This is a genomic window from Acinetobacter sp. KAM396 (assembly GCF_021602765.1).
Taxonomy (GTDB): domain Bacteria; phylum Pseudomonadota; class Gammaproteobacteria; order Pseudomonadales; family Moraxellaceae; genus Acinetobacter; species Acinetobacter towneri_A.
The window spans coordinates 1-18,295 of record NZ_BPPH01000037.1; the positions used below are offsets into that span (position 1 = coordinate 1).

The 18,295-nt window shown below is 42.9% G+C and carries 14 protein-coding genes, 1 tRNA gene and 1 pseudogene; 2 read left to right on the top strand and 14 right to left on the bottom strand.

Annotation, left to right across the window (positions count from 1 at the left end):
- Positions 1 to 366: 366 nt before the first annotated feature.
- Positions 367 to 1,743, bottom strand: a complete 1,377-nt coding sequence (locus L6C30_RS12810; RefSeq protein ID WP_019836114.1) for a Na+/H+ antiporter family protein — start codon at positions 1,741 to 1,743, stop codon at positions 367 to 369.
- Between the two features lie 106 nt (positions 1,744 to 1,849).
- Positions 1,850 to 2,725 carry an alpha/beta fold hydrolase gene (locus L6C30_RS12815; RefSeq protein ID WP_236163210.1) on the bottom strand — a complete coding sequence of 292 codons (876 nt, stop codon included), beginning with the start codon at positions 2,723 to 2,725 and terminating at the stop codon, positions 1,850 to 1,852.
- 120 nt (positions 2,726 to 2,845) lie between these two features.
- Here L6C30_RS12815 and L6C30_RS12820 point away from each other — a divergent pair, with 120 nt between their 5' ends.
- Both L6C30_RS12820 and L6C30_RS12825 read left to right on the top strand, forming a co-directional pair.
- On the top strand, positions 2,846 to 3,331 hold the full coding sequence (locus L6C30_RS12820; protein WP_019836116.1) for a DUF4442 domain-containing protein: 486 nt from the start codon (positions 2,846 to 2,848) through the stop codon (positions 3,329 to 3,331).
- A 208-nt stretch (positions 3,332 to 3,539) separates the two neighbouring features.
- Entirely contained in the window at positions 3,540 to 4,391 is an 852-nt protein-coding gene (locus tag L6C30_RS12825) for an alpha/beta hydrolase (RefSeq protein ID WP_026437986.1), read from the top strand.
- Positions 4,392 to 4,493: 102 nt separating this feature from the next.
- On the opposite strand, the gene L6C30_RS12830 is transcribed toward L6C30_RS12825, so the two are convergent.
- From L6C30_RS12830 to L6C30_RS12885, 12 genes and pseudogenes are all read right to left on the bottom strand, one after another.
- Positions 4,494 to 4,850: a hypothetical protein gene (locus L6C30_RS12830; protein WP_019836118.1), complete on the bottom strand. Its 357-nt coding sequence runs from the start codon at positions 4,848 to 4,850 to the stop codon at positions 4,494 to 4,496.
- A 111-nt stretch (positions 4,851 to 4,961) separates the two neighbouring features.
- Positions 4,962 to 5,522: a hypothetical protein gene (locus L6C30_RS12835; protein ID WP_019836119.1), complete on the bottom strand. Its 561-nt coding sequence runs from the start codon at positions 5,520 to 5,522 to the stop codon at positions 4,962 to 4,964.
- Positions 5,523 to 5,681: 159 nt separating this feature from the next.
- The gene (gene rpoC, locus L6C30_RS12840) at positions 5,682 to 9,881 is read right to left on the bottom strand and encodes a DNA-directed RNA polymerase subunit beta' (RefSeq protein ID WP_236163211.1); all 4,200 of its coding nucleotides are present in this window, start codon (positions 9,879 to 9,881) and stop codon (positions 5,682 to 5,684) included.
- Between the two features lie 157 nt (positions 9,882 to 10,038).
- On the bottom strand, positions 10,039 to 14,127 hold the full coding sequence (gene rpoB, locus L6C30_RS12845) for a DNA-directed RNA polymerase subunit beta (protein ID WP_019836121.1): 4,089 nt from the start codon (positions 14,125 to 14,127) through the stop codon (positions 10,039 to 10,041).
- 307 nt (positions 14,128 to 14,434) lie between these two features.
- Positions 14,435 to 14,806: a 50S ribosomal protein L7/L12 gene (gene rplL / locus L6C30_RS12850; RefSeq protein WP_004975779.1), complete on the bottom strand. Its 372-nt coding sequence runs from the start codon at positions 14,804 to 14,806 to the stop codon at positions 14,435 to 14,437.
- 48 nt (positions 14,807 to 14,854) lie between these two features.
- Positions 14,855 to 15,361 (bottom strand): 50S ribosomal protein L10, encoded by a 507-nt coding sequence (gene rplJ / locus L6C30_RS12855; RefSeq protein WP_019836123.1) that lies wholly within the window; start codon positions 15,359 to 15,361, stop codon positions 14,855 to 14,857.
- A gap of 321 nt (positions 15,362 to 15,682) precedes the next feature.
- The gene (gene rplA, locus L6C30_RS12860; RefSeq protein WP_004975774.1) at positions 15,683 to 16,378 is read right to left on the bottom strand and encodes a 50S ribosomal protein L1; all 696 of its coding nucleotides are present in this window, start codon (positions 16,376 to 16,378) and stop codon (positions 15,683 to 15,685) included.
- 3 nt (positions 16,379 to 16,381) lie between these two features.
- Complete coding sequence (rplK, locus tag L6C30_RS12865) at positions 16,382 to 16,810, bottom strand: 50S ribosomal protein L11 (protein WP_004975771.1); 429 nt, start codon at positions 16,808 to 16,810, stop codon at positions 16,382 to 16,384.
- Between the two features lie 116 nt (positions 16,811 to 16,926).
- Entirely contained in the window at positions 16,927 to 17,460 is a 534-nt protein-coding gene (nusG, locus tag L6C30_RS12870; protein WP_004975770.1) for a transcription termination/antitermination protein NusG, read from the bottom strand.
- Positions 17,461 to 17,467: 7 nt separating this feature from the next.
- Positions 17,468 to 17,908, bottom strand: a complete 441-nt coding sequence (gene secE / locus L6C30_RS12875) for a preprotein translocase subunit SecE (RefSeq protein ID WP_236163212.1) — start codon at positions 17,906 to 17,908, stop codon at positions 17,468 to 17,470.
- 73 nt (positions 17,909 to 17,981) lie between these two features.
- Positions 17,982 to 18,057: transfer RNA gene (locus L6C30_RS12880), tRNA-Trp, on the bottom strand.
- Between the two features lie 51 nt (positions 18,058 to 18,108).
- Positions 18,109 to 18,295: pseudogene (locus L6C30_RS12885) on the bottom strand (elongation factor Tu); the annotation flags it as partial.

Genomic DNA, 18,295 nt, shown 5'->3' on the forward strand with positions numbered 1-18,295 from the left:
CGAGGTACGCCAACCAAGCGTTTAAATTCAGAATCTGAAAAACGGTTTAAGTTCTGATATCTCATGAAACTTAGATTGAGGTGGTTTTTACTTTCGCAAGAGATCTAATTTCTATTTTTAAATCTTATAAAATCAATAAAAATTATTAAAATTAAATAAAGAGAATTAAAATCACCTTCATTCTAATATATGAAGCTGATGACAATGAAAACAGACTATTTTGTTTAGAGATTTAAAATCGTGTATTGAGATGCAATCGGCAGATGTGAGGATGAACTTGAAGTATATTTTTTTGTTGTTTTAACACTGTGCTGCAACGTGCCCAGCCTATTCTGAACACGTGCGCTTACACATTTTGGTGATGATTTACAGCACCATCGCTGCAATCCAACCAAAAATGATCAATGGGATATTAAAGTGAATAAAAGTTGGTACCACACTGTCCTTCATGTGGTCGTGCTGCCCATCCATATTTAAGCCCGAAGTTGGCCCTAAGGTTGAATCCGATGCTGGAGAACCCGCATCTCCTAAGGCTGCTGCTGTGCCAATAATTGCAATGGTCGCTGCGGGACTAAAACCGAACTGCAAACATAAAGGCACATAAATAATTGCTAAAATAGGCACGGTAGAGAAAGACGAGCCAATCCCCAAGGTGATTAACAAACCAATCAGCAACATTAAAAATGCTGCTAAGCCTTTGCTATCACCTATCCACTGTACGGAAGCTTCCACCAATGCAGGTACTTGATTGGTGGCTTCAATCACTGCCGCGAAACCTTGTGCAGCAATCATAATAAAGCCGATGAGTGCCATCATCCGCATACCGGTAATAATCACATCATCCGCTTCTTTCCATTTGAAAATTCCTGCACAGCTTAAAATGGCAACACCCACCAAACCTGCCAGAATCATCGAATCTGAATACAATTGCACTGCTAAGGTTGCAATAATCGCAAACACTGCCATCCACAGCGTAAATTTAGCAATTTGTGGTGCTTGTAAGCTTGACCCTGCTGTATCTGCATTGAGTTCACTCGAAATGCTTTGAGTACGTGCTACCTGCACATCTTGATAGTGTCGTGGCTTGCGATAGCTCACAAACAACGCGATCAATAGACCAATGAACATCCCAAACACAGGAATAAACATGGCAGCAGGAATATCTTCATTTTGAATGGCAAAACCATACGGAGCACCAAAGGTGTTGATATTGTGTGCCAAAATATCATTCAGAAAGATTGCACCAAAACCCACAGGAACAAACATATAGGTGGCAACCAAACCAAAAGTCAGCAAACAAGCCACTGCACGACGGTCTAGGTTTAAATGATTGAAAACACTTAATAAAGGTGGAATCAATACAGGAATAAATGCAATATGTACTGGAATCAAATTTTGTGAGAAGACCGCTGCCAAAGCCACGGTAAAATAAATCAGATATTTAACACGGTTTTGTACCTTAGTATTACTGCTACCTGTTAAGGTGCGAATCAGTTTATACGCCAATAAGTCTGGTAAACCTGAGCGTGCCAAAGCCAAAGCAAATGCACCTAAAATACCGTAAGCCAAGGCAATTTTAGCGCCACCACCTAAGCCATTATTAAACGCATCTAAAGTGCCTTGTAAGCCTAAACCAGCCAGTAAACCACCTGAAACTGCACCAATCACCAAGGCAAAAACTACAGGCACACGAGCCAACGACAATCCGAACATGATTGAAATGGCAGCAAGAATTGCGAACATAAGAGATGAAATTCAAAAAAGAAGCTATTTTATCAGAGATTATGGATGATGGAGTTGACCAAACCTTCAACTCCGACAAATGAATCTAAGTGTGATCAAGCAAAAATCACTGATTTTCATGCTTATAAGCAAAGTCACGGATAGCTGTAGCAACAGCTTGTGGCTGACTAAGAATTGCCCAATGATTGGCAGCCAACTCCACACGTTGAAAATCATCTACCCAGCGTGGCATTTCATCAATCAATTCAGCACCCACAAATTGATCATATTTCAAGACAATGGCTTGCACAGGGCAAATTGCGTAACGCTGCCGCGGCTTCAATAAACGTGGCAGGAAATTAGCGCGATATAAATTGACGCCATATCGCCCATCTTTACGGATATTAGGATTGACCGGAATATCTTGATCACGTTCTAAACGCATCACTACCTGACGCCATTGTTCAGGATGAAAGAACTGCCAAACTGTAGGCGCAAGTGCAGGAAGTTGGAAAGCAGCAATATACCAAGATTTACGCATTTGTTTGAAAAATTTAATTTTATTTTCAGAAAACTGCTTACGCATCGAAAACGCTGCATGATCCAAACATGGGCCTGAAATACTACTGTAAGATAAAATTCGTCCTTTTAAATCTGGATCAGTTACAGCTTCCCAAGACTGAATTGAACCCCAGTCATGAGCTGCCAAGTGAAATGCACGCTGCCCCAAAACGGCATGAGCAACAGCCATTAAATCTGCAGCCAATTGAGCCAAGCTATAGGCACGAATGGATTTGGGAATGGAAGATTGTCCCGCACCACGTACATCGTAACTCACCACATAAAAATCTTGTACCAACACGGCAATCACTCGTTCCCAGACTTCTTGGTTATCTGGATAGCCATGCAGCAAAATCAATGCAGGTGCCGTTTTTTCACCCCAAGTTTTGACATAAAGCTGTTGACAATCTGAGGTTTCAACCCATTGCGTTTGTGCTTGCATAAACATCCTGTTATTTTTTGTTGACATGATTGCTATTGAGAATAATAAAATATGCCATTGGCTTGCTCAAATTTCATACTAATATAAGAAAAATCTACTTAAGGCTTTATAAAATTTCCCATGAATCTCATCAAAAAATTGCAGCAACTTCCTATCGTTTCTAAATACTTTTTAAATCGGTACCCACCCTATCGGGGTGCAGGTATTGAAATTGATCAAATCGATTTAGCCAACTACCATGTCCGTGTCAAAATGCCACTTACCCGCAAAAATCAAAATATTGTCGGCGTACATTTTGGCGGCAGCCTCTATTCCATGGTCGATCCATTTTATATGTTAATTCTGATGCATCACTTGGGTTCAACATATATTGTTTGGGATAAAGCGGCAACAATTCATTTCCTCGCCCCAGGACGCAGTACGGTGTATGCAGATATTCGCCTGAGTGCCGCTGAAGTCGAGGAAATCAAACAGATCGCAGAAGACTATGCGCCTCTGACACGTCAATATACGCTCAATATTGTCGACGAATCAGGTGTACGAATTGCAGAAGTGCATAAAACGTTATATATCCGACGTAAAAAGCCCAAAGCCGTAGCAACGTAATTTTTAGCTCACATAAAAACGCAGAATCTAATGATTCTGCGTTGTTGTTAATATTATTTTAATCAAAAGACAAAAAGATCAATGTCACCGACAAACTTCTCTACTCTTTTTGAGCAGGTATGAATCAATTAACGTATTACTGTTGATACATCAGTGGATCATAAAAATTATAAACATTGATAGTATTTAAAATTAAAGGATTATTAAAATGAAAAAAAATCTTGTGCCAATCTTTTCCCTACTTTGTTTCTATTCATCGACATCCCTCCATGCTCTGGAGCCGAATACATTTACCAAAGTGCAGACTTTGAAAAATGTGGCTTTTGGATCTCATCCTCAACAAGTGATGGATGTCTATTTCCCTGCCAAAGTACTCACAGATCAAACACCAGCCCCGCTCATGATGATGGTCCATGGCGGTGCTTGGAAAATAGGTGATAAAAATCATGCTGCTGTGGTCAAAAATAAGCTGAGTTACTGGACCAAGCAAAACTGGATTTTTGTGTCTATCAACTATAGATTAGTTCCGGATGTAACCGTACAGCAGCAAACTCAGGATATCGCCCAAGCGCTTATTTATATTCAAAATCAGGCACCGCATTGGCATGCTGACTCAAAACGCTTGGTGCTGATGGGACATTCTGCGGGCGCACACCTGGTCAGTCTATTAACCGTTCGCCCCCATTGGCTGGCACCCCATCCACAGCCTTGGCGTGCTACAGTTGCTCTAGATAGCGCGGCTTATGATATAGAAAAGATAATGCAAACACGTCATGCACGTTTTTATGATCAAGCCTTTGGTGATCAACCTTCCAACTGGAAAGCCCTTTCTCCGATAGCTCAGCTACATCAAGCTTTACCTGCATTTCTCGCGGTGTGTTCAACCATCCGTGCAGATCAACCCTGTACTCAAGCTCGACAATTTATTCAACAAGCACAGAAATTCGGAACTCAAACCCAGTTATTGCCTGTCCGACTTTCACATGCTGAAATCAACAAGTCATTGGGACAAAATAATGCTTATACTCAAGCAGTCAATCAATTTATCCAAACGCATTAATTTTTCAGCTTGCGCATAAAAAAAGCAGAATCATAAGATTCTGCGTTGGATGTACTGAAATATAAGTACTTCAGTAGGATGGCGTGGCTGTTCGTATTAAGATTAACGCTTTTGCTCGATGGCTGCACCAGCACCACCACCAACAGCACCACCGATTGCAGCGCCTGCATTACCACCTATCACTTCTTTACCTAAAATTGAACCAATCGCACCGCCAATTCCACTATAGGTTGCGTTACGGTTAGAACCATCTTGGGTTTTACTTCCAACTGCCGCACCTGCACCTGCGCCGGCTGCTGCACCAACACTACCACCTACGCTGTTACCCGCTGCGCCACCAACGGCACCGCCTAATGCTGCAGCACCAATACGTTGGTCATTAGAACTCATGCTTTCACAACCCGCCATAAGCATGGTCGATACTGTGGCAATTGCCATTACACTCAATACTTTTTTCATGGTGATCACTCCCCCTCGGTCTATTCGCACTCAGCTTAGTGCATATTGCGGTAACAACTTTGAAAAAACTGTTACCAAGCACAGCAAGATGAAGGTATTTCTGTAAAAGACTTAAGGCTGAATAGATGATTCAGCACCATCTTCTTCCAAAAGCACGACATCTCTTGTGGTTTGTCCATCTTCAGTAAAAACTGCATGAGAAATCGTTTCTTTGGTTTCAGGTGTTTTCACCTGATCTAATTTCAAAGTACGGCGAATAGGTGCTTGTCCTGGCTTATATTCCATGCCTTCCGGATCAATACTTTTAACTTCTGAGAGAATCTGTCCATCTTGTTTTAGGGTTTTATTCAGCTCAATTTTTGAAGTAGGAACAATCACACCGCCCTTTTGAATCACTGGCAAGCTCAACTGTTTCTCTGAAAACTGGCTTTGATCATCATCAAATACCACTTCTTTGGCTACAATATCTTTCCCCTGATTACTGACTTCAAAAATTGTCGATTCCACATGACGCGCAGGTGGCTCACCTGCAACTTTACGAGTCACTTCAGTTTTCAATACAGGCACAACAGCTTTATCTTTGACCACAATACTATTCGGTATTGGTGCCGCAAGAATTGGCAAGATGATCAACATTGCCGACAGACCCAATGCAATACCTGTAAATTTCATGTGTTATCCCCTAGTTTTTCATTATATTTTTAAATTGTTCTGATTCCGCTGTAAGAAATATTCTAGTTTTATCAAAGCAAAATCTGAATTTAAAGTGACACATAAAAAAGACGCCCCGAGAGGCGTCTTTTAGATTCATGTATTCAGTTTGAGTTTGAATTACAAATCGTTGAATTCATCGCTAAATGCTTGGCTTAATGCTTGATCAACATCAGAAAAATCATTTACCAATGCCAATTCAGCAGCTTCAGCCTCTTGACGACGACGCTCTAAGTGGTAAGCAAGACCCGTACCCGCAGGAATCAAACGACCTACAACCACGTTCTCTTTCAAGCCACGTAAATCATCTTCTTTACCTGTTACAGCCGCTTCAGTTAACACTCGAGTTGTTTCTTGGAACGATGCAGCAGAAATGAACGAGTCTGTTGAAAGCGATGCTTTGGTAATACCCATCAATTGACGTTCAAACTTCGCTGGGAACTTGTTTTGTGCAAGTACAGCTTGGTTTTCTTGTACCACTCGGATGTAATCCACTTGCTCGCCTTTGATGAAGCTCGTATCACCACCATCAGTGATCTCAACTTTACGCAACATTTGACGTACGATCACTTCAATGTGCTTGTCGTTGATTTTTACACCTTGCAAACGGTAAACGTCCTGAACTTCGTTCACGATGTAGTTGGTCAGCGCCACTTCGCCTTTCAAGCGTAAGATGTCATGTGGATTCTGTGGACCGTCAGAAACAGTCTCACCACGGTTCACATGTTCGCCTTCGAACACGTTCATGGTACGCCATTTTGGAATCAGTTCTTCATAAATCTCAGAGCCATCATCCGGTGTAATCACTAAACGGTTCTTCCCTTTGGTTTCTTTACCAAAGCTCACGATACCTGAAACTTCTGCAAGAATCGCATGCTCTTTAGGTTTACGTGCTTCAAACAAGTCAGCAACACGTGGTAAACCACCAGTAATATCACGAGTACGTGAAGATTCTTGTGGTACACGACCAATAACGTCACCCACACCAATACTTTCGCCATCACGGACAGAGAGAATCGTGTTTTGCGGCAAGAAGTAGAATTGTTCACCACCATCCACAGTGTCTAATACGACTGCAGGACGTAAGTCTTTACCTGACGCAGGACGCGAAGTCACTGGCAAGATTTCAACTGTAGTCATACCTGTTGCATCATCTGTTTTCGAGGTTGCAGTTACGCCATCAGCAATCTGGCTGAAACGGATTTTACCTGCAACTTCGGTCACAAGTGGATGCGTGTGTGGATCCCAAGTCGCGACAATACCGCCAGCTTCTACCGCTTCACCATCTTTCAGCAAGATTGATGCACCGTATGGTAGTTTATAACGTTCACGCTCACGACCCAGCTCATCGGCAATACCAATTTCACCTGAACGTGAAACAGAAACCAAGTGACCTTTAGCGTGTTGTACAGTTTTTACGTTATGGAAACGTACGGTACCTTTATTACGCACTTGTACGCTGTTCGCTGCTGAAGTTCGGCTTGCTGCACCACCCACGTGGAATGTACGCATGGTTAACTGAGTACCTGGCTCACCAATCGATTGCGCAGCCATAACACCTACAGATTCACCTGGGTTCACCAAGTGACCACGTGCAAGGTCACGACCATAACATTTCGCACACACACCGAAGCTCGATTCACATGACACGACTGAACGTACTTTCACTTCATCAACGCCTTGCTCTTCCAAGAAGTTCGCAAGTTTTTCATCAATCAGTGTATTACGTGGCAGGATTACTTCGTCTGAACCTGCTTTCTTCACATCTTCAGCAGTTACACGACCTAATACACGGCTACCAAGGTTTTCAATGACATCACCACCTTGAATGAATGGTGTCATCACTAAACCACCATACGTACCGCAATCTGGCTCTGTAATCACTAAGTCTTGTGCAACGTCAACCAAACGACGTGTCAAGTAACCTGAGTTCGCTGTTTTCAATGCAGTATCGGCCAAACCTTTACGCGCACCGTGAGTTGAAATGAAGTACTGAAGTACTGTCAAACCTTCACGGAAGTTCGCTTTAATTGGCGTTTCAATGATCGAACCATCTGGTTTCGCCATCAAACCACGCATACCCGCCAACTGACGAATCTGTGCCGCACTACCACGCGCACCAGAATCCGACATCATGTAGATCGAGTTGAATGATTTTTGCTTCTCGTCTTCACCCTGTTTGTTTTTCACAGTGGTAAATGACAAGTTGTCCATCATCGCTTTAGCAACTTGGTCGTTGGTACGTGCCCAAATATCGACTACTTTGTTATAACGCTCACCCGCAGTTACGAAACCTTGCTCGAACTGTTGTTCAATTTCACGAACTTCAGTTTCTGCTTTTTCGATAATTGCTTGTTTTTGTGGTGGAATAACCATGTCTTCCATACCCACAGAAACACCTGAACGTGTCGCTTGACGGAAGCCCAAGTACATCAATTGGTCGGCAAAGATAACTGTATCTTTTAGACCCAATTTACGGTAGCAAGAGTTGATTAACTTAGAGATGTTCTTTTTGTTCATCTCCAGGTTAATTTGCTCAAAGCTTAAACCTTCAGGCACGACTTCCCAAAGCAAGCAACGACCCGGTGTCGTGTCTACAACAATCGTTTGTTGCTCACGCTCACCATTTTCATTGATTACAGTTTGGTATACACGTGCTTTTACGCGAGCGTGCAAATCTACCTGACCTGTTGCAAGTGCACGGTTTACTTCGTGAGTATCCGCAAACACCATGCCTTCACCTTTGGCATTTACCGCATCACGTGTGATGTAATACAAGCCCAAGACCACGTCCTGAGAAGGTACGATGATTGGCTCACCGTTCGCAGGAGACAAGATATTGTTGGTCGACATCATTAACGCACGTGCTTCTAATTGTGCTTCAAGCGTTAATGGAACGTGTACCGCCATTTGGTCACCGTCGAAGTCGGCGTTGAACGCAGCACAAACGAGTGGGTGTAGACGGATGGCTTTACCTTCAATCAGGATCGGTTCAAATGCTTGCAGACCTAAACGGTGAAGCGTTGGCGCACGGTTCAACATCACTGGGTGTTGACGAATGACAGAGGCTAGTACGTCCCAAACTTCTGGAGTTTCGCGCTCAACCATTTTCTTCGCAGCTTTAATAGTGGTTGCTTGACCTGAAGCTTGTAGTTTCGCAAAGATGAATGGCTTGAATAACTCAAGTGCCATTTTCTTCGGAAGACCACATTGGTGCAGACGTAGGTTTGGACCAACGGTAATCACCGAACGACCTGAATAGTCAACACGCTTACCAAGTAAGTTTTGACGGAAACGACCTTGCTTACCTTTGATCATATCTGCCAAAGATTTAAGCGGACGTTTGTTTGAACCTGTGATTGCACGACCACGACGACCGTTATCTAACAAGGCATCAACAGACTCTTGTAACATACGTTTTTCATTACGTACGATAATGTCTGGCGCTGCAAGGTCAAGAAGACGCTTCAAACGGTTGTTACGGTTAATCACACGACGGTAAAGATCGTTCAAGTCAGAAGTCGCAAAACGACCACCTTCAAGTGGAACCAACGGTCGAAGGTCTGGTGGAAGTACAGGCAGTACATTCATCACCATCCATTCTGGCTTGTTGTTCGACTCTTTGAACGCTTCCATCAACTTCAAACGCTTGGACGCTTTTTTCAGCTTAGTTTCTGAAGTTGTTTGCGGAATTTCTTCACGTAAACGAGCAATTTCAGCTTCAAGATCGATATCTTTTAACAAGTCTTGAACTGCTTCAGCACCCATTTTCGCAGTGAATTCATCACCATGCTCTTCTAGCGCATTGAAGTATTCTTCGTCATTGAGAAGTTGATATTTCTCAAATGGCGTCATACCTGGGTCAGTCACCACATAAGATTCGAAATACAATACGCGCTCGATATCACGTAAAGTCATATCAAGTAATAAACCAATACGGCTTGGTAATGATTTCAAGAACCAAATGTGTGCAACTGGAGAAGCTAGTTCGATGTGACCCATCCGCTCACGACGAACTTTTGCAGTCGTTACTTCAACGCCACATTTTTCACAAATGACGCCTTTGTATTTCATACGCTTGTATTTACCACACAAGCATTCGTAATCTTTTACTGGACCAAAAATTTTGGCACAGAATAAACCATCACGTTCAGGCTTAAACGTACGATAGTTAATGGTTTCTGGCTTTTTAACTTCACCGTGAGACCATGACTTAATCATTTCTGGTGACGCAAGACCAATACGGATGCGGTCAAACTCTACTGGAGCATGACCGTCAGAATCCGTCTTTTTGCGCATGATATCGAGCAAGTCTTTCAATTTTTTTCTCCGTGTGCTGGGAGGCTGTTTTCACATCCCAACTGGGTCACAAATATTGTTTTTTAACTGAGTTTTAATCCCCCTTAATCCCCCTTTTTCAAAGGGGGAAAAGTCCCTCTTTTATAAAGAGGGATTTAGGGAGATTTAATGGAGATGCTTAGTCACCATTTTTCAGTTCAATGTTGATACCTAAAGAACGGATCTCTTTGGTCAATACGTTAAACGATTCAGGCATACCTGGGTCCATATAATGGTTACCATCTACAATGTTCTTATAGATACGGGTACGACCTTCAACGTCATCCGACTTCACAGTGAGCATTTCTTGAAGCGTATATGCAGCACCGTATGCTTCAAGTGCCCAGACTTCCATCTCACCGAAACGCTGACCACCGAATTGTGCCTTACCACCCAACGGCTGTTGCGTTACAAGTGAGTAAGAACCTGTAGAACGTGCGTGCATCTTGTCATCCACCAAGTGGTTGAGTTTGAGCATGTACATATAACCCACAGTCACTGGGCGGTCGAATTTCTCGCCTGTACGACCATCGTACAACACGGTTTGACCAGAACGTGGTAATTCAGCCAGTTCAAGTAATTCTTTAATTTGACCTTCTTCTGCACCATCAAATACAGGAGTTGCCAATGGAACACCTGCACGTAAGTTACCAGCCAATACCAAGATTTCATCATCAGTTAAGCTGTCAAGATCTTCTTGCTCGCCACCAACTTTGTTATAAATCTTGTCTAGGAACTCACGTAGTTCAGCAATTTCACGTTGTTGTTTGAGCATTTTATCAATTTGCTCACCCAAACCTTTGGCTGCCATACCCAAGTGTGTTTCAAGAATCTGACCCACGTTCATACGCGATGGTACGCCTAGTGGGTTCAATACGATATCCACTGGTACACCATTAGCATCGTGCGGCATGTCTTCTACAGGTAAGATGTTTGATACTACACCTTTGTTACCATGACGACCCGCCATCTTGTCACCCGGTTGGATGCGACGTTTAACAGCAAGATAAACTTTAACAACTTTCAAGACGCCCGTAGTGAGTTCATCGCCTGTAGAAAGCTTACGTTTCTTCTCTGCGAATTTCTCATCAATTTCAGAGCTCTTCTCTTTCAAGAAAGTTTGAATTTGAGTTAAACGCTCAGCAATTGCTTCATCACTTGGTTGGATTTCAAGTAAATCAACTAACTCTAAACCAGACAACACATCTTCAGAAAGTTTGTCGCCACGCTTAGTTGTACCGCCACCGTTAGATTCTTGACCTTTCAATAAGCGGATAATACGTTCACGCGCTGCTTCTTCAAAGATTTTGTATTCTTCTTTCAAGTCTTTGCGATATGCATCGAGCTGTGCTTTTTCAATCGCTTGCGCACGTTCGTCTTTTTCTAAACCATCACGGGTAAAGACTTGAACGTCAATCACAGTACCTTTAGTGCCTGATGGAACACGCAATGATGAATCTTTCACATCTGCTGCTTTTTCACCGAAAATTGCGCGAAGCAATTTTTCTTCAGGGGTTAACTGCGTTTCACCCTTCGGCGTAACTTTACCTACCAGGATGTCACCTGCAGTCACTTCAGCACCGATATAAACGATACCAGACTCGTCGAGTTTAGACAGCGCAGCTTCGCCCACGTTTGGAATATCCGCCGTGATTTCTTCCGCACCCAATTTGGTATCACGTGCAACACATGACAACTCTTGAATGTGAATCGAAGTTAAACGGTCTTCTTGAAGTACACGCTCAGAAAGTAAGATCGAGTCTTCGTAGTTATAACCATTCCAAGTCATGAACGCGACGCGCATGTTCTGGCCGAGTGCAAGCTCACCGCCATCTGTAGATGGACCATCAGCCAATACGTCACCACGACCCACCTTATCACCCATCTTCACCAAAACTTTTTGGTTAATACAAGTGTTTTGGTTTGAACGTGTGTATTTGATCAGGTTGTAGATATCTACACCTGCTTCACCCGCAATCATTTCTTCTTCGTTCACACGAATGACCACACGCGAAGCATCGACATATTCAATACGACCACCACGATTTGCGATCACACATACACCTGAGTCATGTGCCACGTTCGCTTCCATTCCTGTACCCACAAGTGGTTTATCAGCGATAAGCGTCGGAACAGCCTGACGTTGCATGTTCGAACCCATCAATGCACGGTTGGCGTCATCGTGTTCAAGGAACGGAATCAGTGATGCTGCTACAGATACAACCTGTTGTGCAGATACGTCCATATGCGTCACTTTTTCAGGAGGCATACGAACGAATTCACCTTGGTGACGTACAGAAACGAACTCTTCAGAGAGGTTGCCGTCTTTATCTACTGCAGAGTCGGCCTGTGCAATCACAGTACCTACTTCTTCAATTGCAGATAAATACTCAACGTCATCAGTTACACGACCATCAACCACTTTACGGTATGGCGTTTCCAAGAAGCCAAAATTGTTACATTTAGCATAAACAGACAGCGAGTTGATCAAACCAATGTTTGGACCCTCAGGCGTCTCAATTGGACACACACGACCATAATGAGTTTGATGTACGTCACGTACTTCAAAGCCCGCACGCTCACGAGTCAAACCACCTGGACCAAGCGCAGAGACACGACGCTTGTGGGTAATTTCAGACAACGGGTTGTTTTGGTCCATGAACTGAGACAACTGACTTGAACCAAAAAATTCTTTGATTGCAGCAGCCACTGGTTTCGCATTGATTAAATCTTGCGGAGACAGGTTATCAGTTTCAGCCTGAGACAAACGCTCTTTTACAGCACGTTCAACACGTACCAAACCAACACGGAATTGGTTTTCAGTCATCTCGCCCACTGAACGTACGCGACGGTTACCCAAGTGGTCGATATCGTCGACTTCACCTTTACCGTTACGAATTTCGATCAATGTTTTAAGTACATCGGTAATGTCTTCGTTGGACAAAATACCTTCGACTTCACGTGACTTCTGGTCTGTACCCACTTCGTAAGGACGACCCAAACGACGGTTAAACTTCATACGACCAACTGGCGATAAATCATAACGCTCAGAAGAGAAGAACAGGTTGTTAAACAGATTTTCAGCTGCTTCTTTCGTTGGTGGCTCACCTGGACGCATTACTTTATAGATTTCGACCAAGGCATCTTCACGACCAACAGTCGTATCTGCACGCAAGGTGTCAGCAACGAATGAACCACGATCAATGTCGTTTGTGAACAGAATGTTGAACTGCTTTACACCACCTTCTGCAAGTTTCACCATGATTTCATGGCTTAACAAGGTGTTTGCAGCAATCACATCGCCATCACGTAAAGTAATGTCTTCAGCAGTGATACGTTCATATAAGTACTCATCTGGTACAGAAAGCTTCGTTAAGCCTGCTGCTTCCATTTGACGTACGTGACGCGCATTAATACGTTTACCTTGCTCAACAATCACTTTGCCGTCAGCATCAGTAATGTCAAATTGCGCCATTTCGCCACGCAAGCGTTCTGGTACAAGGTCAATTTGGTAGCTACCCATGTCTAAATAGACAGGTACTTTCTCAAAGAACAAGTCTAGGATTTGTTCATTGCTATAGCCCAATGCACGCAATACTACAGTCGCAAGCAATTTACGACGACGGTCAATACGCACATAAACAAGATCTTTGGCATCGAATTCAAAGTCTAACCATGAACCACGGTAAGGAATAATGCGTGCTGAATACAACACTTTACCGCTCGAGTGGGTTTTACCTTTATCGTGGTCAAAGAACACGCCTGGTGAACGGTGCAATTGAGAAACAATTACACGCTCAGTACCGTTAATCACAAAGGTACCGTTATCCGTCATCAATGGCATTTCGCCCATGTAGACTTCTTGCTCACGCACATCTTTGATTGATTTCGTTTCACGATCTTTAATGATCAAACGAATTTTTACGCGCATTGGTGCCGCATAAGTTGAGCCGCGAAGAATACACTCACGTACATCAAACTCAGGCTTACCAAGACTATACTCAACAAATTCTAAAGCAGCATTGCCAGAATAACTTTCTATAGGAAAAACTGAACGAAATGCGGCTTGGAGACCGATATCTTCGCGGCTTTTTGGAGTTTTGCCATCTTGTAGAAATGTACGGTACGAGTCGACTTGAATCGAAAGCAAGTACGGTGCATCCATCACTTGGGGCAATTTACCAAAATTCTTACGGATCCGTTTCTTTTCGGTATATGAGTATGCCATCTGGAGTCCTCGGAAAGTAAACTAAACCCGCCTGCAGAACGAGTTTAGAAGGAATTACGCAGGCCGATATGGCCACCACTCTTTACAAATGCTGCAATTTTTAGTGGTATTAAAACGCTTAACAATATTTTTAAATGTGGAAAAATATTGGTAAGCGTTTGATTTTTTTGATTTATATTGTTTTTGATGGTTTTTCCATCATTCAAACAAAAATCGAGCCGATAATTGTAACGCAAAAAGGCTGATGACCCAAGAGCCATCAGCCAATTTTTGGAGCCGATTATAAAAAATCGACTCCCTTAAGAAATTACTTAAGAGTAACTGTAGCACCAGCTTCTTCAAGTTTCTTCTTAAGCTCTTCACCTTCTTCTTTAGAAACAGCTTCTTTGATCACTGAAGGAGCGCCTTCAACGATGTCTTTAGCTTCTTTAAGACCAAGGCCAGTAGCTTCACGAACTGCTTTAATTACAGCAACTTTGTTCGCACCGAAAGAAGTCAACTCAACGTTGAATTCAGATTGCTCTTCTGCAGCAGCAGCGCCAGCGCCTGGAGCAGCAGCAACAGCAACAGCAGCAGCTGATACATTGAATTTCTCTTCAAAAGCAGAGATAAGTTCAACAAGTTCAAGAACAGTTTTTTCAGCAACTGCGTTTAAGATTTCTTCGTTAGTTAAAGCCATGAGAATAACTCCAAATGGAAATTGAATGGTGTGGAAATAAATTTAAGCTTATGCAGCTTCTGACTCGTTTTTCTCTTTGAGCGCAGTAATAAGGCGACCCAATTTCGAAATAGGAGCTTGAAGAACGTTTGCAAGCATAGTAAGCGCTTTTTCTTGGTTCGGAAGATTCGCAATTACGCTAACTTCAGCACCTTGATAAAGTTTGCCGTCAAATGCAGCAGCTTTAAGCTCAAATGCTTTGTTTGTTTTAGCGAATTCTTCGAACAAGCGTGCAGCTGCACCCATGTCGTCTTCAGAAGTTGAGAAAGCTAAAATTGTTGGGCCAACAAGGTTGTCGTTCAAGATCGTGAATTGCGTATCTTGAAGAGCACGTTTTGCCAAAGTATTACGTACAACACGTGTAGTAACACCTAATTTACGCGCTTCAACACGTAGAGCCGTTAATTGCTCAACGCTTAAACCCTGATAGTCAGCAACAACAGCTGAGAACGCTTTAGAAGCAACTTCGTTTACTTCTGCTACGATCTGTTTTTTGTCTTCGATAAGAAGAGCCATTGTAAAACCTCCTAACGGTGATTTATGTACTTACACGAAGTACACTCCCAATTCGTAAATTCAAAACTGAATTTACACGCGGAGGATGAATAAATCACACCACCGCGTCTACCCAGGCTGGGATATTAAGAAAGCAGCATAAAACCACTCTCGCCTGAGGTCTTTGACGCTGATAAATTCTCATTTACCAATTCAAAGTCCGCCTGAAAGCCCCTTCTCCCTAACGGAGAAGGTTGGGATGAGGGTATTTCATCTCTCCCCAACCCTCTCCTAATAAGAGAGGGTGATTTTCAGGACTTTAAAATTCTTTCTAAGTCAGACTTAGTTAGAAACGTTTTGTACATCAATAACAAGACCAGGACCCATAGTAGAGCTCAAAGTGATCTTTTTGATGTATACACCTTTAGAAGTTGCAGGTTTTAACTTTTTCAAGTCAGCAACTAAGGTTTCAACGTTTGAACGAACCGCTTCAGCAGTAAAGCCAACTTGACCAATCGCAGCGTGGATAATACCTGCTTTGTCTACACGGTAACGTGCTTGACCTGCTTTTGCATTTTTAACTGCAGTCGCAACGTCAGGAGTTACAGTACCCACTTTAGGGTTTGGCATTAAGCCACGTGGACCAAGAATCGTACCCAACTTACCTACAACGCGCATTGCATCTGGAGCTGCAATCACAACGTCAAAGTCAAGGTTACCCGCTTGAATGCTTTCAGCTAAGTCATCGAAACCAACTACGTCTGCGCCTTCAGCTTTAGCAGCTTCTGCAGCAGCACCTTGAGCGAAAACAGCTACACGTACAGTTTTACCGGTACCTGCAGGAAGTGTAGTCGCACCACGAACAACCTGATCAGATTTACGTGGGTCAACACCCAGGTTTACCGCAACATCCAAAGATTCTTTGAATTTAGCAGCAGGAAGGTTGTTTAGAACTTCAACTGCTTCTTCCAAAGTGTAAACTTTGTTTGCTTCTACAGCAGCAGCAATGGCTTTTTGACGTTTAGTTAACTTTGCCATGTCTTATAGCTCCACATCCAAGCCCATAGAACGTGCAGAACCAGCAATGGTACGCACACGTGCTTCTAAATCAGCACCAGTTAAATCTGGTTCTTTAGTAGTCGCAATCTCTTCTAATTGAGCACGAGTCAACTTACCAACTTTGTTTTTGTTAGGCACAGCTGAACCCTTTTGAATGCCTGCAGCTTTCTTAAGAAGAATTGCAGCAGGAGGAGTTTTCATGATGAATGTGAACGACTTGTCGTTGTACACAGTGATCACTACAGGAATTGGCAAACCTGGTTCAACTTTTTGTGTTGCAGCATTGAATTCTTTACAGAATGCCATGATGTTAACACCACGTTGACCTAATGCAGGACCAATCGGTGGAGATGGATTCGCTTTACCAGCTGGAACTTGCAGCTTGATATAGCCGTCAATCTTCTTAGCCATTTCAAATTACCTCTGGGTACAAACGCCGCTAGGCTCCCCAATATTTTAAGTAACGATACCGTTACAACAACAATGCCCGATTCATCATAAATCGGGCGTTTTCCAACCACTCAAACTTAAACTGATTTTTCGACTTGACGAAATTCCAGCTCAACCTGAGTAGGTCGATTAAATACATTAATTGTCAACGTTAAACGCGACTTCTCGTATTGAACTTCTTCCACCACGCCTTTAAAGTCGGTGAATGGACCATCAATCACAAGTAATTCTTCGCCTGGCTCAAACATCGTCTTCGGACGAGGTGCTTCACCAGTATTGCGTACACGTGCAAGAATCGCATCAGCTTCTTTTTGCGTAATTGGGGCAGGCTTTTCTGCTGTACCACCAATAAAACCTAAAACTTTTGGACATTCTTTAACAATGTGCCAAGTTTCATCGTTCATTTCCATTTCAACCAATACATAGCCTGGAAAGAACTTACGCTCTGACTTACGTTTCTTACCATCCTTCATCTCTACCACTTCTTCGGTAGGAACAAGGACTTCACCAAAGCTATCGGCAACAGCGCTACGCTGGATTCGATCATTAAGCGAACGCATCACTTGTTTTTCATAACCTGAGTAGGCATGAATAATGTACCAACGTTTCATAGCTCTTTTACCCGATAATTAACTTGATTGCCCAGCCTAACACATAGTCAAAACACCACAATACAATTGAAGTGACTACAACAACAATCAATACATGCCATGACGTTGTTACAGTTTCCTGTTTAGTAGGCCAAGTGACTCGACGCAATTCAATACGTGAATCTTTAAGCAAACGAACAAAGCCTTTGCCTTGATGGGTGGCGTATAATAAACCTAAAGCCACAACGATACAAGCCAAAATTACCCCAACACGCACCCAAATATCATTGGCTGGTGCCCAATATGCAGGAAGATGCTGATTCACCATCATCGAAGCGATGAATAAAATCAAAGCGATACCCCATAACACATAGTCTAATGGAGAACTCGATTGAACAACTTCAGCAGAATTATTTCTTTGAGGGATTGGCGCGTCGCTTAATGCGTCACGCGATTTATCATTCGACATTTTTGTACTCGTCGTAGAATTCGCGACTTATTATATGACTAGATTAGCCGACATCAAGCTTTTTTAAAAAAAGTGGCAGGCCAGGAGGGACTCGAACCCCCAACATTCGGTTTTGGAGACCGACGCTCTACCAATTGAACTACTGACCTACAAAACAGAACGAGAGCCAAAGCTCTCGACCTGTTCAACACATTCTATAATTATGCTGTTACTTTAGCAACAACACCTGCACCTACAGTACGACCACCTTCACGGATCGCGAAGCGTAAACCAGCATCCATTGCGATTGGGTGGATTAATTCTACTGACATTTCAACGTTGTCACCTGGCATTACCATTTCAACGCCTTCTTTCAACTGGATTGCACCAGTTACGTCAGTTGTACGG